Source organism: Thalassolituus marinus, from assembly GCF_020320395.1.
GTDB classification, from domain to species: domain Bacteria; phylum Pseudomonadota; class Gammaproteobacteria; order Pseudomonadales; family Oceanobacteraceae; genus Venatoribacter; species Venatoribacter marinus.
On the sequence record NZ_JAEDAH010000058.1, the window covers coordinates 73,272 to 91,911 of the forward strand.

18 protein-coding genes are annotated in these 18,640 nt (G+C 55.5%); 5 read left to right on the forward strand and 13 right to left on the reverse strand.

Annotated features, from left to right (window positions below; all coding sequences use genetic code 11):
- Nucleotides 1–12: 12 nt before the first annotated feature.
- From apaG to I9W95_RS11555, 5 genes are read right to left on the reverse strand one after another with little or no spacing between them, the layout of a single operon-like run.
- Nucleotides 13–396, reverse strand: a complete 384-nt coding sequence (gene apaG, locus I9W95_RS11535; protein WP_225674998.1) for a Co2+/Mg2+ efflux protein ApaG — start codon at nucleotides 394–396, stop codon at nucleotides 13–15.
- The gene (gene rsmA / locus I9W95_RS11540; protein WP_225675000.1) at nucleotides 397–1,236 is read right to left on the reverse strand and encodes a 16S rRNA (adenine(1518)-N(6)/adenine(1519)-N(6))-dimethyltransferase RsmA; all 840 of its coding nucleotides are present in this window, start codon (nucleotides 1,234–1,236) and stop codon (nucleotides 397–399) included.
- On the reverse strand, nucleotides 1,229–2,212 hold the full coding sequence (pdxA, locus tag I9W95_RS11545) for a 4-hydroxythreonine-4-phosphate dehydrogenase PdxA (RefSeq protein ID WP_225675002.1): 984 nt from the start codon (nucleotides 2,210–2,212) through the stop codon (nucleotides 1,229–1,231). The genes rsmA and pdxA overlap by 8 nt, the downstream gene beginning before the upstream one ends.
- Nucleotides 2,209–3,489 (reverse strand): peptidylprolyl isomerase, encoded by a 1,281-nt coding sequence (locus I9W95_RS11550; RefSeq protein ID WP_225675004.1) that lies wholly within the window; start codon nucleotides 3,487–3,489, stop codon nucleotides 2,209–2,211. The genes pdxA and I9W95_RS11550 overlap by 4 nt, the downstream gene beginning before the upstream one ends.
- Complete coding sequence (locus I9W95_RS11555; RefSeq protein ID WP_225675005.1) at nucleotides 3,479–5,929, reverse strand: LPS-assembly protein LptD; 2,451 nt, start codon at nucleotides 5,927–5,929, stop codon at nucleotides 3,479–3,481. Before I9W95_RS11555 ends, I9W95_RS11550 begins: the two co-directional genes overlap by 11 nt.
- Before the next feature lie 143 nt (nucleotides 5,930–6,072).
- Here I9W95_RS11555 and I9W95_RS11560 point away from each other — a divergent pair, with 143 nt between their 5' ends.
- From I9W95_RS11560 to djlA, 3 genes are read left to right on the forward strand one after another with little or no spacing between them, the layout of a single operon-like run.
- Nucleotides 6,073–7,125 carry an aminoglycoside phosphotransferase family protein gene (locus tag I9W95_RS11560; protein WP_225675007.1) on the forward strand — a complete coding sequence of 351 codons (1,053 nt, stop codon included), beginning with the start codon at nucleotides 6,073–6,075 and terminating at the stop codon, nucleotides 7,123–7,125.
- Complete coding sequence (gene murU, locus I9W95_RS11565; RefSeq protein WP_225675009.1) at nucleotides 7,122–7,799, forward strand: N-acetylmuramate alpha-1-phosphate uridylyltransferase MurU; 678 nt, start codon at nucleotides 7,122–7,124, stop codon at nucleotides 7,797–7,799. The genes I9W95_RS11560 and murU overlap by 4 nt, the downstream gene beginning before the upstream one ends.
- A complete protein-coding gene (gene djlA, locus I9W95_RS11570; RefSeq protein WP_225675011.1) occupies nucleotides 7,796–8,605 on the forward strand; it encodes a co-chaperone DjlA in 810 nt (269 codons plus the stop codon). Before murU ends, djlA begins: the two co-directional genes overlap by 4 nt.
- A 132-nt stretch (nucleotides 8,606–8,737) precedes the next feature.
- Here the strand turns inward: djlA and I9W95_RS11575 are convergent, their stop codons facing one another.
- The 7 genes from I9W95_RS11575 to gpmI form a co-directional block, all read right to left on the reverse strand.
- Entirely contained in the window at nucleotides 8,738–9,418 is a 681-nt protein-coding gene (locus I9W95_RS11575) for a substrate-binding periplasmic protein (RefSeq protein WP_225675013.1), read from the reverse strand.
- Between the two features lie 94 nt (nucleotides 9,419–9,512).
- Nucleotides 9,513–10,943, reverse strand: a complete 1,431-nt coding sequence (locus I9W95_RS11580; protein ID WP_225675016.1) for a D-arabinono-1,4-lactone oxidase — start codon at nucleotides 10,941–10,943, stop codon at nucleotides 9,513–9,515.
- A gap of 2 nt (nucleotides 10,944–10,945) precedes the next feature.
- On the reverse strand, nucleotides 10,946–11,254 hold the full coding sequence (locus I9W95_RS11585) for a c-type cytochrome (RefSeq protein ID WP_225675017.1): 309 nt from the start codon (nucleotides 11,252–11,254) through the stop codon (nucleotides 10,946–10,948).
- An 84-nt stretch (nucleotides 11,255–11,338) separates the two neighbouring features.
- The gene (locus I9W95_RS11590) at nucleotides 11,339–12,145 is read right to left on the reverse strand and encodes a divergent polysaccharide deacetylase family protein (protein WP_225675019.1); all 807 of its coding nucleotides are present in this window, start codon (nucleotides 12,143–12,145) and stop codon (nucleotides 11,339–11,341) included.
- A gap of 6 nt (nucleotides 12,146–12,151) precedes the next feature.
- Nucleotides 12,152–13,462 carry a S41 family peptidase gene (locus tag I9W95_RS11595; RefSeq protein WP_225675021.1) on the reverse strand — a complete coding sequence of 437 codons (1,311 nt, stop codon included), beginning with the start codon at nucleotides 13,460–13,462 and terminating at the stop codon, nucleotides 12,152–12,154.
- Between the two features lie 63 nt (nucleotides 13,463–13,525).
- Nucleotides 13,526–14,677 carry a murein hydrolase activator EnvC family protein gene (locus I9W95_RS11600; RefSeq protein WP_225675023.1) on the reverse strand — a complete coding sequence of 384 codons (1,152 nt, stop codon included), beginning with the start codon at nucleotides 14,675–14,677 and terminating at the stop codon, nucleotides 13,526–13,528.
- Nucleotides 14,653–16,197, reverse strand: coding sequence for a 2,3-bisphosphoglycerate-independent phosphoglycerate mutase (gene gpmI, locus I9W95_RS11605; protein ID WP_225675024.1), 1,545 nt, complete (start codon nucleotides 16,195–16,197; stop codon nucleotides 14,653–14,655). The genes I9W95_RS11600 and gpmI overlap by 25 nt, the downstream gene beginning before the upstream one ends.
- 254 nt (nucleotides 16,198–16,451) lie before the next feature.
- On the opposite strand from gpmI, the gene I9W95_RS11610 reads away from it, so the two are divergent.
- Both I9W95_RS11610 and secB read left to right on the forward strand, forming a co-directional pair.
- The gene (locus tag I9W95_RS11610) at nucleotides 16,452–16,865 is read left to right on the forward strand and encodes a rhodanese-like domain-containing protein (protein ID WP_225675026.1); all 414 of its coding nucleotides are present in this window, start codon (nucleotides 16,452–16,454) and stop codon (nucleotides 16,863–16,865) included.
- Between the two features lie 31 nt (nucleotides 16,866–16,896).
- Nucleotides 16,897–17,370 (forward strand): protein-export chaperone SecB, encoded by a 474-nt coding sequence (gene secB, locus I9W95_RS11615; protein WP_225675028.1) that lies wholly within the window; start codon nucleotides 16,897–16,899, stop codon nucleotides 17,368–17,370.
- Nucleotides 17,371–18,061: 691 nt separating this feature from the next.
- Here secB and trmL read toward each other — a convergent pair.
- Entirely contained in the window at nucleotides 18,062–18,526 is a 465-nt protein-coding gene (gene trmL / locus I9W95_RS11620; protein ID WP_225675030.1) for a tRNA (uridine(34)/cytosine(34)/5-carboxymethylaminomethyluridine(34)-2'-O)-methyltransferase TrmL, read from the reverse strand.
- Nucleotides 18,527–18,640: the final 114 nt, after the last annotated feature.

Here is an 18,640-nt window from a genome sequence, read left to right on the forward strand (position 1 = left end):
GAGTCGTCAGAATCAGTTAAGAGCGTTCGGAGTGGCCAGTGTGAATACCGGAATGCTGGCATGAAACAACTGGCCGTCATCGGCCTGCATAACGTAGTAGCCGCGCATACTGCCAACATGAGTCGACATCACGGTGCCTGACGAGTAACGATAGGTTTCACCGGGCTCAATGGTCGGCTGTTCTCCGACCACGCCTTCCCCCTTTACTTCCTGCACTTCGTTGTTGCCGTCGGTAATAAACCAGTGGCGGGTGCGGAGGGTGGCTGCCTGATCGCCGTTGTTACGGATGCTGATGTGGTAAGCGAAGACATAGCGCTGATCTTCCGGCACCGATTGCTGGTCGAGATACTCGGTCTCAACGGTGACCACAAAACTCTGGTTCAGCGCATCGCTCATTTATTCTTCTCCGCTTGTCGGTGCTGGCAGGTCGGCCACGGCATCAGCGATGCGTACATATTCCTGCAGCGTCAGGCGTTCCGGACGCAGGCTGGTGTCAATGCCAATGGCTTCCAGCTGTTCGGTACTGATGAGATTTTTCAGTGTATTGCGCAAGGTTTTACGGCGCATGCTGAAGGCTTCCCGTACCACGCGTTCGAGGATTTTGACGTCTTTCGCAGGGTAAGGCAGTTCATCATACGGACGCATACGAACAATGGCTGAATCCACTTTCGGTGGCGGGTTAAATGAACCCGGACCAACAATAAACAGCGGCTCTACCTTGCAGTAGTACTGCGCCATGATGCCCAGACGACCGTAATCTGAGGTGCCCGGGCCGGCGGCCAGACGCTCAACCACTTCCTTCTGCAGCATAAAGTGCATGTCCTGCACGATAGTGTGGTGGGCGAGGAAGTGGAAAATCAGCGGTGTTGAAATGTTGTACGGCAGGTTGCCGACAATACGCAGCTGCTGACCCGGCTTGAGGATGGTGTTGAAGTCGAACTTCAGCGCATCGCCTTCGTGGATGGTGAATTCCGGATAGTTGAAAAACTTGGTGCGCAAAATCGGAATCAGATCGCGGTCGAGCTCTACCACATCCAGTTTGCCGCAGGCTTCCAGCAGTGGCTCGGTCAGAGCACCCATACCCGGGCCGATCTCGACCAGGCAATCACTGTGTTTCGGGTTGATGGAACGAACGATTTTGTCGATGACGTGGGAGTCGTGCAAAAAGTTCTGACCAAAGCGTTTACGCGCACGGTGACCGTGGGCTTTGGGGATGTGTTTGTTGGTATCAGACATGATTAGCTGCCATTTGCAGTGCCACTTCGATGGCGGTTAACAGGCTGCCACTGTCGGCTTTGCCGGTACCAGCCAGATCCAGGGCAGTGCCGTGGTCGACCGAAGTGCGGATAACAGGAAGTCCCAGAGTAATGTTAGCTGCCCGGCCGAAGCCGTGGAATTTCAGTACCGGTAATCCCTGATCGTGGTACATGGCCAGCGTGGCATCAGCACCTTGCAGGTGCTTGGGTGTGTATAGGGTGTCAGCAGGAAGCGGGCCGGTCAGTTTCATGCCCTCGGCGCGCAGTTCATCCAGCGCCGGACTGATGGTGTCCAGCTCTTCGCGGCCCAGATGACCATCTTCGCCAGCGTGCGGATTGAGACCAGCAACCAGAATATGCGGCTCGGCAACACCAAAGAAGGTTTTTAAATCGTTATTCAGAATGCGGGTAACACGGTGCAGACGCTCACGGGTAATGGCATCGGCGACGTCACGCAGCGGCAGGTGAGTGGTTACCAGGGCTACGCGCAGATCGCTGGTAGCCAGCATCATGACCACTTCGGTTACGCCGCAGTAATCGCGGAAGTATTCGGTATGTCCACTGAAGCTGATGCCGGCATCGTTGATAATGCCCTTATGCACAGGAGCGGTGACAATACCGGCCCAGCGCATATCCAGCGCGCCCTGCACGGCAACGCGCAGGGTTTCCAGCACATAGTGGCTGTTCTCGACGTTAAGCTTGCCCGTGCTGACGCTGGCGGCCAGTGTTACCGGGCAAACACAGATTTCACCAGCAGTGGAAGCCTGTGCGGGCTGGGTGTCATCAAACAGGCGTACAGTGATGTTCAGCTCCAGCTCGGCGGCGCGCTGCTCAATCAGCTGTGGATCGGCAATGACCACCAGTTCGCAATCATGGGCCTGCTGCGCAATCTGAATGCACAGGTCCGGGCCAATACCCGCTGGTTCGCCTGCGGTAATGGCAAGGCGAATGGTCATGGACGTTCCTTGATGTCGACGTAGGCTTCAGAACGTACTTTACGCAGCCAGATTGGCAGCTCTTCCTCGAAGCGGCGGCTGTACAGGAGATTACGTACCTGATTGCGCTGGTTTTCAGCACCAATATCCGTTTCCCGGCGCTCTTCGACCTGCAGAATGTGCCAGCCGAACTGTGAACGGAACGGCGCACTGATACCACCGGCTGCGGTATCTGCCATGGTGCTGTCGAATTCCGGCACCATATCGCCCGGGTTTACCCAACCGAGGTCGCCACCGCTGGCGCCGCTGCCAGGATCATCACTGAATTCTTTGGCCAGTGCGGTAAAGTCACCACCGGCCTGAACGCGCTGATAGAGGTCATTGATCAGTGCTTCTGCCGCAGCATCGTCCCGCAGTTCGTTGGTACGGATCAGGATATGGCGGGTTTTGGTCTGCGTGACCATCTGGGTGTTGCCGCCACGTTTTTCCAGCAGTTTCACGATATGGTAGCCGCTCGGGCTTTTGATCGGGTCGGATACGCCACCGACTTTCAGCGCTGGTACCACAGGAGCAAAGATGCCCGGCAGCTGAGCTTCCTTACGCCAGCCCAGTTCACCGCCGTTGAGCGCTGTACGACCGCTGGATTCGGCCATAGCCATTTTGCGGAAATCGTCTCCGTTTCGCAGTCGGGCTACGATATCGTCAGCTTTTTTCGCCGCTTTCTGCAGGTCGCCCGGGCTGGCATCAGACGGCACTGCAATCAGAATATGGCCGAGGTTGTATTCTGCTGCTGAGGCCATTTTCCCCAGCTCAGAAGCGAGGAAGTAGTCCACATCCTGATCGGTAATCTGAATACGTTCACCCACCTGAAAACGCTGCACGCGGGAGATGCGCATTTCATTCGCAATCTGATCACGGGCCTGAGCAAAGGAAACCCCTTCGGCTTCCATCGTCTGGCGGAACTGGGCCAGATTCATATTGTTCTGGGCGGCAATGCGGCCAAGGGCATCATTCAGCTGCGCATCGGTAATGCGGATGCCGCCACGGTCGGCCATCTGCAGCTGAATGCTTTCCAGAATCATACGTTCCAGCACCTGATCGCGCAGAGTGGCGTTGTCCGGCATGGCCTGTCCCGCGCTCTGCTGGCGAAGCAACTGCATACGGGCATCCAGCTCGCTGGCCATAATGATGTCGTCGTCTACCACTGCCACCACCTGATCAATCAGTTGCGGGGCGGCCTGGGTAGTGAAGCTCGCGGCGGCCATCATGGCGCCGAGGAAAAACGATTTAATAGTCATGATACTGCCGTCTTGAATAACCTGTAATGCCTTCGTTGATCACGTCGTCGGTGCCACTGCCGAAGGTACTTAATCCTTTCAGCTGTATGCTGAGCATAAAGCCGTAGCGTTTATCGGTGGTGAATTCTGCGTCTGCTGATGTGTCTTTCGGTGATGTCTCACGGTACAGCAATTGTACCCGCCAGCAGCAGTTCTGATATTCGAATCCTGCCAGCGATTCCAGTACCGGACTTACCGGACGTTTTTCATCGCTGTCGTAGGAAAGCATATCGCGTAGCTGACGCCCCACCACAGCCCAGCGATCATTCAGTGACCAGAAAAAACCAGCATCAATCTGACGCGTGGTTGTGACCACTTTTTCCGTTCCGCTGTTCCAGCTTTGTACCGTATTGGTGGCCAGATTGAGGAAGCGGTTGTCAGTGCTTTCATAGCGCACACCATAGCGACGCTGGCGGGCGAAGTCTTTGTATTCGTCCCACTCAATGGTGTGGTACAGAGACCAGTTCAGATCCGGGTTGAATTCGACTTCACCCAGGGTACTGGAGATGGATTGAGTGTCCGCTTCCGGCAGACTGGTGCCCGTCAGTTGTACCAGACGGTCTTCGTTGTACCAGATACGACCGATACTGGCGCGAAACTGCTCCAGACCATCGCCGCGGATAAAGCGCGTTGTCAGGCCGGTACTGACCTGATCAAGATCGGCAAGCCGGTCACCACCGGTAAAACGGTCGCCGGTAAACAGGCTGGCATAGGTTACCGTGGTTCTGGCACTGTCGAAGTTCGGAATCAGATTCTGATCTTTCAGGTAGGGACTCCTGACCCAGAAAACCCGTGGCTCGAGCGTTTGCTGGTAGTCGTTACCGAACCAGCTGAACTCGCGGTCGAAATACAGGCCGCCGTCGACACTGTATTTGCCTGTACCATGGCTGACATCGAGATCGACTTCGTCACTGAGGGTATCGTCGTCATCGGTCAGCTGGTAAGCACGGTAGCGATACTCAATCTTGGGGGTAAGGAAGCCAAAAGGCCATTCGAACGGGTAGGCCACGCTGCTGTCTGACAGCAGGCGGTCGCCATTTAACGCGGAGAAACCGCTCAGTACCTGCTTGTTGTCAGCAATGGTGGCTTCTGAATCGCGGTTAAAACGGGTGACCTGCAGCTTCTGACTGAACTGCCAGTCGTTGATCACCGATTGGCTGAAAGTCAGATTCATTTGCGGCAGGCGACGGTAGGGGCGGCTGCTCAGGGCAATAGTGTCATCGATGGTCTGGAAACTCTCGCCGATAACATCAAAGTACCAGTGGCCACCATTCCACTGAATCTGGCCCCGGCGCGGCAGATGGGTTGTGCGGTCCACTGCAGCCTGCGGGTTCATATCACTGAGGTAGTCGTTGTCACTGATGTGGTTATACACCCAGCTGTGACTCCAGCCTGCACCGAGCTTGCCGTCCTGCTGATAGTTAATCAGCCAGCGTTCCTCGCCTTCGGTTTCATCGTCGGCAAGATAGCCATAATTCAGTTCGCCATCGCCGAGTAATGCGGTTTTGTGACGGAACTGGCTCTCCCACAGCAGACCGCGGTCGAGAATGTGGTGTGCGATCAGCGTCGCGTCGGCATTGGCGGCGATATTCCAGTAAAACGGAATCTGTACATCTTCAGCCTGGCCCATCCCGTTCAGCGAGAAGCTTGGATCGAGGAAGCCGGTCATGCGCTGGTCGCCGATCGGGAAACGGTAATATGGCACGTACATTACCGGCACTTCTTTCACTCGCAGGCGTGCGTGCCAGGCAGAACCGATACCGGCTTCCTGATCGAGATGCAGTTCACTGGCTTTCAGATCCCAGTCGTTGTGGCCGGGTTCACAGAAGGTGAAAGTGGCATCGGCGAGATCGATCCTGCCTTCGTCACTGGAATCAATGCTGGCAGCGCTGCCACGGAAATGGCGCTGCGGTACGGAATACTCAGCCTGACGGAACGTCAGCTGGCCGCCGGTCTGATCGAAGTCGGCGCTGTCACCGTGCAGAGTCACTTCCGGGCTCTGCAGCGTCACGTTGCCGCGGAATTCAGCAAAACCACGCTGCTGGTACCAGTAAGCAGTGTCGGCGTTGACCTGGCGATCCGCCTGACGCATTACCACATCGCCCTGCAGCTGGGTGTCGCCGGATTTAGAGACCAGAGACTGGTCGGCTTCAACTTCGATCTGCTGACCTTCGATCGGCTCAATCTCGGCAACGCGGTAATTGCCATGACAGAAGTCAGGAAGGGCGTCCTGTTCCTCGTCTGTCAGCAGATCTCTGGGGTACCAGCTCAGGTGGGCAGTGCTGGCGGCGCCGGCTGTCGGTATAAAGCCCACCGCTGCGACAACGGACAGCAGGGTACGCAGCCCGATTGACTGACGTGCGGGAGCTTTACGGACATTATGAGGTCGAATACGAATCATGTGCGGCTGTAGCGCCTATCCAAATCGAGTGTGTTATCTTAGCAATCCGCACTAATGGAGTCTGCGAACAACCAGCAGGTTCCCTGAACATCGGGTTCCACAAAGGCGCCCAATTCTAGAACGACTAACCCTGAGAGGCCAGCATGGATCAGCGGCGGGAAGATCTCGCGCAGTGGGCAGCGGCAACCATTCGCCAGCAAGCCAACGACGACATTACTCCGGAAGTGACTATGGTATCAGGCGACGCCAGCTTTCGCCGTTACTTCCGTCTTCATTATCGTAATCTGAGCTGGATTGCTGTTGATGCTCCGGCGGATAAAGAAGACAACCCGCGTTTCGTCAGAATTGCCCGTGCCTGGCGCGACCATGACGTCGCGGTACCAAAAGTGATCGCCCATGATTTTGACCAGGGTTTTATGCTGCTGGAGGACTTCGGCGATCAGTTGCTATGGCCAGCGTTGCATGCTGATGACATCAGCGTCCGCGACGTAACAGCATTATACGAACAAGCCATCGATCAGCTGCTGCATATTCAGACGTTGCCACCGGCCGACCTGCCTGCCTATGACGCAACCCTGCTCGATACCGAGATGGCGCTGTTCAGTGACTGGTTGTGTGAAAAGCAGCTGCAGCACACTCTGTCTGATGCAGAAAAGCAGATGCTCGGCTCGACCTTTGAATTGCTGCGCAAGAATGCCCTGGCACAGCCGGTGGTGGCGGTTCATCGCGACTATCATTCGCGTAACCTGATGCTGAAAGCCGATGGCTCCATTGGCGTGATCGATTTTCAGGACGCGGTCGCCGGTGCTGCAACCTACGATCTGGTGTCTTTGTTGCGTGACTGCTACGTGCGCTGGCCAGCGTCACTGGTTGAAGAGCTGGCCGCCTACTACTGGGAAAAAGCCCGCCCGCTGGGTATTTACCTGGGTGACTGGCAGCAATTCCAGCAGGATTTCGACTTTATGGGGCTGCAGCGCCACCTGAAAGCGGCAGGCATTTTTGCTCGTCTGAATCTGCGTGACGGTAAGAGTGGCTATCTGAACGATATCCCCAATACCTGCCGTTATCTGCTGGATGTGAGCGCTGCTTATCCACAGCTGTCAGCCTTCCATCAATGGCTGCAGGAAGTCTTTATGCCGTTGCTGCAACGTTTGCCGGCAGCCGCTGACGGGGAGCGGGACAGCAGCGCCGAATGAAAGCCATGATTCTCGCCGCCGGTCGCGGTACCCGTATGGCGCCTTTGACCGACCACATGCCGAAACCCCTGATTCCGCTGGCGGGTAAACCGCTGATCGTGCACCACATCGAGAAACTGGCGGCGGCAGGTTTCACTGAGCTGGTGATTAATCACGCCTACCTGGGCCATATGCTTGAAGAAGCTCTGGGGGATGGCAGCCAGTGGGGCGTCAGTATTCGCTACTCGGCCGAAGCTGAAGCGCTGGAAACCGCCGGCGGCATTGTTAACGCCTTGCCATTGCTGGGCGATAAGCCGTTTTTACTGGTGAACGGTGATGTCTGGAGCGACTGGGATTACCGCGCTGCGCTGGACATAACCCTCGCAGACAACCTTGCTCATCTGTGGCTGGTGGATAACCCGGACCACAATCCGCATGGCGATTTTGTGCTGCGTGATGGTCTTGTGCTGAATCCGGTCACGCTGGCTGACGACTCGCCACGGCTGACGTTCAGCGGCATGAGCATCATTGCGCCGGCGCTGCTGCACAGCTGCCCGGCTGGCGCTTATCCTCTGGCACCGCTTTTACGGCAGGCGATGGATCAGCAACGTGTGACAGGAAGTCGTATGCAGGCTCAGTGGGTGGATGTCGGTACCCCACAACGTTTGCAGTTGCTGGAGCAGTCGCTGTTATGAAAATCTGGATGGGTAAAATCGTCGGTGCATTTCTGGGGTTTGCCAGCGGTGGTCCGTTTGGTTTGCTGGTGGGCGCTTTTGCTGGTCACTTGCTCGATCAGGCTCTGGGTAAAATGCTGCTGGGGCAGGACAACGATAGCGGCCCGGTGAAACAGGGGCAGGTTCAGCAGGTATTTTTCCGCGCTACGTTTCGTGTCATGGGACGCATGGCCAAAGCCGATGGCCGTGTCAGCGAAGAAGAAATTGATGCTGCCAGTTTTATTATGGATCAGATGGGGCTGAGCGGTGCTCAGCGACAGCTGGCGATTAAATATTTCACCGAGGGCAAAGACCCGGAGCTGGATCTTAGTCGTGATCTGAGCCAGCTGAATAATCTGTTTGTACAACGCACTGCGCTGGCGCAGATGTTTCTGGAAATTCAGTTGTCGGTTGCATATGCCGATGGACGTTTGTCGCTGGAAGAACGTCGTCTGTTCGATAAGCTCTGTCGCCAGTTGGGCATTTCAGCATTTCAGTTTGAATGGATTAACGGTCGTGTACAGGCTGCGATGGCTGGGGGCGGAAAGCGTCAGCACAGTGGTGCGCGCAGCTCAGGTAGTGATGTACGTAACGCCTACGCGGTTCTTGGGGTATCTGCCGATGCCAGTGATGACGAGCTGAAGAAAGCCTACCGTAAGCTGATGAGCCAGCACCACCCGGATAAACTGGTGGCGAAAGGTCTGCCGGAAGAAATGATGAAACTGGCGAAGGAAAAAACCCAGGAAATTCAGACCGCGTACGATGTAATCCGTAAAAGCCGCCGTTAACTTACGGCGTTTGTTTGGTGGGTCCCAGACACTGCCCGCCAGCAAAACAAAAGCTGTTATACGGCCAGTAGGCGTGGTTATACAGCGCCGGTAACAGACTGCCATCTTCCGTCATACTTTTCAGAGCGCTTTTCAGCGGTGCCACCCAGGGTTCGTTGATTTTATCCCGGGCGACATAGAGGTCCCCTGAGCAGAGAACAGAGGAATCGCGACGCGAATTTTCTGGCTGTCGATGCCGTTAATGTACATGGCGTACAGCAGCGAGTGTTCGGTGCTGGTCATGGCGTCGATACGCCCCGACAACAGCATGCGCAGACCCTGCTCGACGTTGGTTACCGGTACGCGAACAATGCCGGCATGCTGATCGAACGCTGCACCGTAGCGTGAACCGCGGATATGGCCTACCTGATGGTCGTTAAAGTCGTCCAGCGTTTTAACCTGTGGATATTCGGCGCGGGTCACGATCACGATACGTTCATCCACTACCTTGCCAAGTGAATGAGCAATGGCAGCCGATTGCGGGCTGACAAACATCACCGCCAGATCAGCTTCTCCTGAAGCAATGCTTTTGATTACCCGAGGGTAGGGTTGCATGGTATTGCGCAGTGGCAGACCTGCGCGTTCAAACAGGGCTCGCTGAAAGTCCACCAGAATGCCACGTGCACGGTCGGGGCCATCGAAGATACCCCAGGGTTCAACGGTCGATGTCACCATCCGCGGTGCAGATTGTCCGTCATCACCACTGGCGACCATGCTGAGAACAAGTAAGCAGATCGCCAACCAGGGGCGCAGTGAGAATCGGGCAGACATCATGGTGCGTTGTTCGGGTCCTTAGCGCACAGCCCCGTATGGGACTGTGCATAAATGATGGCCCAGTGTAGGCGCTGAGTGTGCTGGCGACAATGCCTCAGACAACGCCCAGAGCTTTTCGCAGGTGGTCATTGAGGAAACGACCGTCTGGATCAAGTTCGCGGCGCAGTTTGACGAAGTCATTAAAGCGCTCGTAGCGTGCTGCAAATTCAGGCGCAGCCAGCGTGTGAATCTTGCCCCAGTGCGGACGTCCATCGTATTTCCAGAAGATTGGCTCAATCGCTGCGAAGTACTTTTTATAGTCCTTGTCATGGAAGTTATGACATGAGATTGAAAAACCATCGCGTTTATAGAAAGGACTCAGCCATACGTCGTCGCCCTTGATGTAGCGCGCCTCAATCGGGAAGATCACAGGAATCTTCTGCTTTTTAATAGTGTGCAGAATTTCAGCCAGACACTGGGGTCCCACTTCGGCCGGTACGGTGTATTCCATTTCGTTGAAACGGATATCGCGCAGGTTGCCAAAAATCTCATAAGCCTTGCCGTAGCGGGTTTCCGGCTCAACGCCACTGGCGCCAAAATTAACCAGCCAGCTGCGCAGGAACGGCATGTAATCGATCAGGTTGGCCAGCATGCGGAAGGCTTCATAAGCGTCGCCGCTTTCAATCGGAGGCTCATCCGGAATATCCGCCGGATCAATTTTATCGATGGCGATACCGAGCATGTAGTCGCCATGCGGTAGTGCGTACATTTCGTAGTGACGGTGCTTGTCACGCAGCTCTTCACAGCGGGCCAGACCTTCCTCTTCGGACATCATCCAGCTGTGTTCTTTCAGATAGTACGCTTGCTCGGTTTTGATACGTGCTTTAGTGACAACACCCAGAGCTCCGAGGTTATTACGTGCGGCGTTGAACAGATCGCTGTTCATGGTCGGGCTGCACTCAAGCAGCTTGCCACGGGCATCAGCCATCTGCAGGCTGATAACCTGGCTGGATAAGGTGCCGAGGTCTTTGCCGGTACCGTGCGTTGAGGTCGCCAGAGCGCCGGCAAACGCCTGAGTATCAATATCAGGCATGTTAATCGGTGACATGCCATGCTGCCACAGGCCTTTACTGACCTGAGCCAGACGTGTGCCAGCCCAGACATCGGCTTCCATCGCAGCGCTGTCGACATTCTCGATACCGCGCAGACGAGCCAGGGACAGCAGAGTCTGATTGGTTGGTACCAGAGCACTGAAGCTGTGGCTGGAGCCCACACAACGGATGTTCTGATTGCCGGACTTCAGGATCGCCAGCAGTTCATCGACGTTTTTAGGAATCAGACGCTCGCTCGGCTGGCAGCTCTGGTTACCGGACCAGTTGCTCCATGGCAGTACGCGCTTGCCATCCTTACCGATGATGCCAGGTTCTGCCTGGGGTTTAACACTGTCGCTGCAGCCAACCGATGTGGTAGTACCTGCTGCAATCAGGCTGGCGCCGGCCGCTTTCAGCAGACCACGACGATTCATTCGTACTCGATCAATTTTCACGCTTACTGCTCCTGCGCCATGTAAAGAATGATGTTTTTCAGGTCTTCTTCGCTGCACTCAGCGCAGGTACCCATCGGCGGCATATTGCCGATGCCATTGATGGCATGGGTTACCAGGGTGTTAATGCCTTTATCCAGGCGGTCTTCCCACTCGCTGGTGAAGGCCTGAGGCGCGCCGGATGCAGACACGGCATGGCAGGCTGTACAGTAAATATCGTACAGCTCCTGGGTATAGTCGTCGGTGGCCTGGGCGCCGATGGCTGTCAGTAAGGTCAGCGCTGCCAGAGTGGTTCGGGTGAGCATTGTTATCATTAGATATCCCTCCGGTACAGGTGCCAGATTACTCAAATCGGAACGATGGTACAAGTATTGTCCGGAGCCGACAGGAATGTCAGCTCAGCGCGGTGCCGCCTGTGGCTGGCTGAGATTGAGCAGATAGCGCGATGGGGCAGGTTGTACGCTGGTCATCACTGACCACAAACGCTGCTGAAAAAAGTGGTCTACCCGTTTCAGTTCGATGTTCTGTTGCGCCAGAGCAGGCAGCTCCTGCTCCAGAAATTCCAGAGTCTGTGCATAAGGATGGCCAATCAGCACCGCATAGCCGCGACGCCTCGCCAGTGTCAGCGCATGTTCATATTGCTTTTTCAGGGCTCCGGCACTGGTATCGTTGTCGAGAAATACATCGCGGGCGAGGGTAGGAATACCCAGCGCTTCGGCTTGCTGTAAGGCGACACTGGCAGGGCTCGTCAGGCTGTCGATAAAAAACAGTTTTTGCTCGCGTGCGACCTCCATAACCCAGCTCATGGCGTCCGCATTCTGAGTCAGCAGGCTACCGGTATGATTGTTCAGCCCTTGTACATGGGGAATGGCGCTGAGATTTTCTTTCAGTGTGGCCTGCAGCGTTTGCTGATCCATGGTGGCCAGCATAGCGCCCGGGCCCAGATTGGTACCCTGATCATTTTCCATCGGCGCGTGCAGCATGATGCCGTGACCGTCCTGCCAGGCTTGCTGTGCCAGTCGGGCTGAGAAGGGGGTGTGTGGCAGAAAGGCGAGATTTACCGGCGCCGGCAGCGCCAGAGCGCGCTCACCCAGAGCGCGGTTATAGCCAATATCGTCAATGATCAGTAGCAGCTGAGCTGGCTGTGCCAGCAGAGAGCCTGCCGGTAGCAGTGCCAGCAGGCAGATGAACGCACGCAGAATCACAGTCGGTCAGGACTCCGGGCGCGGGCTGAGAATCGACACGCCACGCAACAGGGTGTGGGCTTCATACAGCTGGAAGTCGCGTTTGAGCAATTCAGAAACAATTTCCGGTGCTTTTTCGCTGCCTTCGGTTACTTCTTCAGCATCGGTCGGATTACTCAGGTGGCCGGGTAAATCGGCTTCCTTGTAAAAGCGCTGCTCGGAGGACTTTACTTCACTCTGTTCGACCCAGATATCCGGACGGATACCCTGTGCCTGAATCGAGCGGCCATTGGGGGTGAAGTAGCGCGCCGTGGTCAGTTTTACTGCGCGGTCTTCGGTAATCGGCAGCACACTTTGCACTGAGCCTTTACCAAACGACTGGGTACCAACAATCACGGCCCGCTGATGGTCCTGCAGTGCTCCGGCAACAATTTCCGAGGCAGAGGCGGAGCCGCCGTTAATCAGTACGACTGTCGGGATGCTGCCTGCCGGTGTGTGCTGAGTGGCTGAGTAGCTCAGTTCGGCATTCGGGTTGCGGCCTTTGGTGTACACGATCAGGCCCTGACTGATAAAGCTGTCGACCACTTCAACGGCGGCATCCAGCACACCGCCCGGGTTGTTACGCAGGTCGAGAATAACGCCGTTCAGTTTGCCCTGGCTCTGCCAGTCTTCGATGGCTTGTGCCAGCTCGCCGCCGGTATTTTCCTGGAACTGAGTAATACGTACGTAGCCAATATCGCCGTTCATTTTCTCGGTGCGTACACTGGCGACTTTGATCTCGGCCCGGGTCAGGGTAAAGGTCAGCAGTTCTTTTTCGTTTTTACGGCGGACTTCCAGAGTAATGTCAGTACCCGGTTCACCGCGCATTCTTTCCACGGCGTCATTCAGGCTCATCCCCATGACGGCTTCACCATCCAGGCTGACGATCAGATCACCGGCTTTGATACCAGCCTTCTGCGCTGGTGTTTCATCGATCGGGGTTACCACCAGAATCAGACCATCCTGCTGACCGACTTCAATACCCAGTCCACCAAACTTACCCGTGGTGTTTTCCTGCAGATCAGAAAAATCTTCCGGTTGCAGATAAGCGGAGTGCGGGTCGAGGGAGGTCAGCATGCCGTCGATGGCGTACTGCAGCAGCGTGGTATCGTCGATTTCCTCGACGTAGGACGTGCGGATGCGCTCGAAAATTTCGGTGAAATTCCGTAGCTCCTGCAATGGCAGCTGGCCATTGAGCGGGTCTTTGCTGCCGCTGGCTTCGTCGGCGAAAGACGGTAAGGCGATTAATGCACTGGCAGTAATCAGTGGCAGGATCAGGCGTTTGGCTGTGTTGAGCATGCGTAACTTAACCTTACTTATTATCAGAGCCAGAGACGATTGCTGCTAAGAATGGCACAAAAGTCACCGTTTCAGCCACACCGCAGGATCCTGTGGCTGACCTTTATAGCGAATTTCAAAGTAAAGACCGCTATCGCTCAGGCCTCCACTGCGACCTGCGGTGGCAATAATATCGCCCTGATTCACCCACGAACCCACTGCGCGCTGCAATGTCTGGTTGTGAGCATACAGTGTCAGATAGCCCTGGCCATGGTCGATGATGCTGAGTAAACCAAAGCCACGCAGCCAGTCGGAATAGACGATGCGGCCATGATGAACGGCATGGACTGGTTCTCCTTCATCCGCCCGGATCATCCAGCCTTCCCAGCGCGACGGACCATCTGCCTGGCGGCTGCCAAACGCGTGAGAGATACGGCCATTCAGAGGGCGTGGCAGTTTGCCTTTTAATGCTGTAATCGGGCGGGCATCGTTGCGGCGTGGACTGTTGATCAACAGGGTCTGAACTTCGCTGACCAGCGACTCCAGGCGCTTACGATCGGCCTGTTTCTGCACCAGACGTTTCTGGCTGTTCTGCATTTCACCGGACAGTTTGGCCAGCAGGGCTTGCTGCTCCTGCTTACGCTTTGCCAGGTTGCGGTTGGCCGCCAGTAGTTTCTGTTCGGTATGCTGCAGTGCCTGTTCCTGCTGCACGATCAACTCGGCAACCTGATCAAGGCGGGTCAGTTCCGCAATAATCTGCTGGATATGTTCAATGCGAGCGCTATTGAAATAGTCGTAGTAGCGCAGCATGCGCTGCGCCTGTTGCGGGTCGTCCTGGTTCAGCAGCAGTTTTACCGGCCCCTGATTACCCAGACGCTGAGCACCGCGCAGCTGTTCGGCCAGATGTGTGCGATGCTTAGTCTGTAATTCGCGGAGCTGTCCCTGCTCCTGTCTGAGCTTTTTTAGGCGGTCTTTTTCCTCCGCCAGCTGATCGCGGGTGCTGTTGATCTGTTTTGTCAGCTCGGCGATTTCCTCATCGGATTTACGCAGAGCGTCATTCAACTGGCTGAACTCATCCTTCGCCTGGTGCAGCCATTGCTCCAGGCGTTGAATTTCAGCCTTCAGTTTATCCAGATCCGCCTCGTCATCTGCCTGTACCGGCAGCGCCAGGCTGGCGAGCATCAGCCCGCCCAGCAGCCATGCTTTCATGATCAGTCGTCGTAGCTCACCAGACATTCGCCGCTCATTTCAGCAGGCTGTTCAATACCCATCATGCCCAGCAGGGTTGGGGATACGTCGCACAGGCGGCCTTCTTTCAGGCCCACAGCACCTTCGCGGTCGTGAACGTAGATCAGTTTCACCGGACCTGTGGTGTGCTGAGTCATGGCCTGGCCATTGTCGTCCAGCATCTGCTCGGCGTTGCCGTGGTCGGCGGTGATCAGACATTCGCCACCGACTTCCAGCAGGGCATCAGTAACGCGCTGCAGGCAGGTGTCGATACATTCAGCGGCTTTAACCGCAGCATCGTATACGCCGGTGTGGCCAACCATGTCGCCGTTGGCGAAGTTACACACAATCAGGTCGTATTCGCGGTTCTTAATCGCTGCAACCAGTTTGTCGGTCACTTCCGGTGCACTCATTTCCGGCTGCATGTCATAGGTCGCAACGTCGGGAGACTTCACCAGAATACGGGTTTCACCGTCGTATTCTGCTTCGCGACCACCGGAGAAGAAGAAGGTCACGTGAGCGTATTTTTCAGTTTCGGCGATACGCAGCTGTTTCAGTCCGAGGTTGGATACGTACTCACCGATGCCATTGCTCAGGGTTTCCGGTGGGAAAGCGCAGTTAGCTTTGATGTCGGCGGCGTATTCGGTGAGCATCACGAAGTCGGACAGTGCCGGACGTGCTGCACGCTCGAAGCCTTTGAAATCATCGCCTTCGGTAAAGGCACGGGTCAGTTCGCGCGCACGGTCAGGGCGGAAGTTAAAGAAAATAATGCTGTCGTTGTCCTGAATGCGGCCATCAGCGCCGTCAATCACGGTTGCTTTAACGAATTCATCGTTTTCATCGCGCTCGTAGGCAGCAGCCAGTGCATTGCTGGCGCTGTCGGCGGTGAACTCGCCTTTTGCCAGAGTCATGGCATCGTAGCCTGCCTGGACACGGTCCCAGCGGTTGTCGCGATCCATGGAGAAGAAACGACCGATGACGGTGGCAATCTGACCGTTGCCCAGCTCAGCGAATTTGTCCTCGATCAGTTTGATTGATGGTGCTGCAGAGCGTGGTGGCATATCGCGACCATCAAGAATGGCGTGCACGTAAACGCGTTCTGCGCCGCGGGCTTTGGCCATCTCCAGCAGAGCGATCAGGTGATCTTCATGGCTGTGTACGCCGCCCGGCGACAGCAGGCCGGTGAAATGAACCGCACCGCCTTTGGCAACGGCTGCATCAATGGCATTGACCAGGGCTGCGTTGTTCGCCAGCTCACCATCTTTGATGGTTTTGTTGATGCGGGTGAAGTTCTGATAAACGATGCGGCCAGCACCGAGGTTCATATGGCCTACTTCAGAATTACCCATCTGGCCATCTGGCAGGCCAACGGCTTCGCCGGAGGTCTTGATCAGAACGTTCGGAAACTCGTTCAGCAGACGGTCCCAGGTCGGGGTATTAGCGTTGGCAATGGCGTTGTTATCGGTTTCTTCACGATAGCCCCAGCCATCCAGAATGATCAGTGCAGTAGGTACAGGACGCGATTTCATCAAAACGAACTCAGAATATTGTTACCTTGAGTCGGCCATTGTACCTGTTTTCGGCTACTTTCGTCGCCTCTGGCAGGGACTTTGCTGATTGATTTTTACTCACAGGGCGATAGTTGCGGGTAAAAACCATACATCGGCCACTCCGTTCGCTGCCAGATCAGGTTTTAACTGACCTTTTGCGCCGGGCGGTGGTTCCCTGACCGGGGTGGCGTTATACTCCGGCCTTCTTTTATTTCTGCTGAACCCGGGAAGTTATGGATCGTCTGTTTGAATTCGTAGGCAATCACTGGTGGCTGGTTGGTATCTGGGGCGCGTTTCTGGGCGCTCTGATGTGGGATAACAGCCGCCGCAGTGGCCAGTCAGTGTCAGCCTCTCAGGCTACTCTGATGATCAACAAAGAAAATGCTGTTGTTCTGGATATCCGCGATAAGAAAGACTTCAGCGCCGGCCATCTGGCCAATGCTGTCAATATTCCTTACGCCAACCTGGCCAACCGTATGGGCGAACTGGATACCTACAAATCCCGTCCGATCATTCTGGTATGTAAAACCGGTCAGACCGTCAGCGTTGCAGGTAAGATGCTGCGCGAGAAAGGCTTCAATGCCGTTCGTCTGGCTGGTGGCATGATGGAATGGAATAACCAGAACCTGCCGGTGATCCGCAGCTGATCACCCCACCCAATATTGAAGGACACGTAGAATGGCCGATAATCAACAACCTCAGTTCGCGCTGCAGCGTATTTACATCAAAGACGCGTCGTTTGAAGCGCCGAACTCGCCACAGGCATTCACCAAAGAGTGGAAACCAGAAGTTAAGCTGGATCTGAACAGTGGTGCACGCAAACTGGATGACAACCACTACGAAGTGTTTGTAAAAGTAACAGTCACCGCGACCAATGCTGACGAAACCGCATTCCTGGTTGAACTGGTTCAGGCTGGTCTGTTCACCATGGCAAACATTCCGGAAGCTCAGATGAAGCCAATGCTGGGTGCTATGTGCCCGAATATCCTGTTCCCATACCTGCGCGAAAGCATCGACAGCATGGTTGTTAAAGGTGGCTTCCCGGCGCTGATGCTGGCACCAATCAACTTTGATGCTCTGTACCAGCAGAAGCTGGCACAGGAAGCTCAGCAGACAGCAGCGGCTGAGACCAGCGAAGAAACCACTCACTGAGTTGTTTCCCGCCATAAAAAAGGAGCCCCTGGCTCACTGCTGTCCCACAAATTTTTATTTGAACTTTTGCTAGATATTCCAGGCCCCTTGTCCTCATAGAGGGGCCTTCCCCCTCTCGCCGGACGGGCTATCTCCCCGCTTCGCGCTGTCCTGGCTCGTTTACCCTTGAAACCTCGATATTTCCTGACCTCGCGCCCCATCGGCCATCCATGGCCGGGGCCGCTTGCCCGAGTCCCTTCGGGCAGATCGGAAATATCTACGCTTTCTGCGGCGAGCCCAGAGGCGCTGTGTTAGTTAACCTCACCGCCTTATTTCAAACGTCACACAGAATCTGAATGTCATGTCTCTGACTGAAATTCAGAGATCGCGTTGTAGTAAAAAGCAGCATAGAGGAAGCCATTCTTTCGCATCCTGGAGTGCCGAAATGAACGATGATTTTTCCGGTCCGCAGGGCATGGATGCCCGGCGAGCGGACGGCGACAGGGATGTCGCATGGGCGCGTGGCCTGAAAAATCGAGAGAATGAGGGTAACGCTCCAGAAGCGAAAAGCTGGGGTCGCCCTGCCGGCCAGGGGATAAGTTCCCCTGGGAGGCAGAAGGCATTGCGGATTTAAAAGTCGTTTATAGAAAACAGATAGTTTTAAAACTGTGGGACAGCAGTGGCCCCTGGCTCCTTTTTTTATGGTCTGCGTTCAGGCGCCGCCGTCATAGCCTAGCTGGCGCCAGGCTTCATACACCATCACCGCCACGGCATTGGACAGATTCATACTGCGCGAGTGCGGCAGCATGGGCAGGCGCAGCCATTGCTGCTGTGGAATCATCAACCGTACGGTTTCCGGCAGGCCGCGGGTTTCCGGGCCGAACATCAGGTAGTCGCCGGCTTCAAAGTTCACATCTGAGTGGGTGACGCTGCCTTTGGTGGTCAGTGCAAACAGGCGCTTTGGCTGTTCACTGGCCAGAAACGCATCGATGTTCTTATGGATGCGAATATCCGCCCACTCGGCGTAATCCAGCCCGGCCCGGCGCAGGGCCTTCTCTTCCATGTTGAAACCGAGAGGCTCAATCAGGTGCAGCTGACAGCCTGTATTGGCGCACAGGCGGATGATGTTGCCTGTGTTTGGCGGAATCTCGGGTTCGAACAAAACAATATTGAACATCTGATCACTGAAATGGCGAAGAAAGCGCCATTATAACGATTTTTGCGGCGCCGTCCGGATTGGTCATCATACGCCAGAATCATGGTCTACACTTTTTCTTATAACCATTTATGA

Coding starts and splice junctions, on each gene's coding strand:
- I9W95_RS11595 (WP_225675021.1), bottom strand. CDS start 13,462: ATGCTCAACACAGCCAAACGCCTGATCCTGCCACTGATTACTGCCAGT.
- rsmA (WP_225675000.1), bottom strand. CDS start 1,236: ATGTCTGATACCAACAAACACATCCCCAAAGCCCACGGTCACCGTGCG.
- I9W95_RS11610 (WP_225675026.1), top strand. CDS start 16,452: ATGGATCGTCTGTTTGAATTCGTAGGCAATCACTGGTGGCTGGTTGGT.
- trmL (WP_225675030.1), bottom strand. CDS start 18,526: ATGTTCAATATTGTTTTGTTCGAACCCGAGATTCCGCCAAACACAGGC.
- I9W95_RS11585 (WP_225675017.1), bottom strand. CDS start 11,254: ATGATAACAATGCTCACCCGAACCACTCTGGCAGCGCTGACCTTACTG.
- I9W95_RS11575 (WP_225675013.1), bottom strand. CDS start 9,418: ATGATGTCTGCCCGATTCTCACTGCGCCCCTGGTTGGCGATCTGCTTA.
- secB (WP_225675028.1), top strand. CDS start 16,897: ATGGCCGATAATCAACAACCTCAGTTCGCGCTGCAGCGTATTTACATC.
- I9W95_RS11560 (WP_225675007.1), top strand. CDS start 6,073: ATGGATCAGCGGCGGGAAGATCTCGCGCAGTGGGCAGCGGCAACCATT.
- murU (WP_225675009.1), top strand. CDS start 7,122: ATGAAAGCCATGATTCTCGCCGCCGGTCGCGGTACCCGTATGGCGCCT.
- gpmI (WP_225675024.1), bottom strand. CDS start 16,197: ATGAAATCGCGTCCTGTACCTACTGCACTGATCATTCTGGATGGCTGG.
- djlA (WP_225675011.1), top strand. CDS start 7,796: ATGAAAATCTGGATGGGTAAAATCGTCGGTGCATTTCTGGGGTTTGCC.
- I9W95_RS11600 (WP_225675023.1), bottom strand. CDS start 14,677: ATGTCTGGTGAGCTACGACGACTGATCATGAAAGCATGGCTGCTGGGC.
- pdxA (WP_225675002.1), bottom strand. CDS start 2,212: ATGACCATTCGCCTTGCCATTACCGCAGGCGAACCAGCGGGTATTGGC.
- I9W95_RS11550 (WP_225675004.1), bottom strand. CDS start 3,489: ATGACTATTAAATCGTTTTTCCTCGGCGCCATGATGGCCGCCGCGAGC.
- I9W95_RS11555 (WP_225675005.1), bottom strand. CDS start 5,929: ATGATTCGTATTCGACCTCATAATGTCCGTAAAGCTCCCGCACGTCAG.
- apaG (WP_225674998.1), bottom strand. CDS start 396: ATGAGCGATGCGCTGAACCAGAGTTTTGTGGTCACCGTTGAGACCGAG.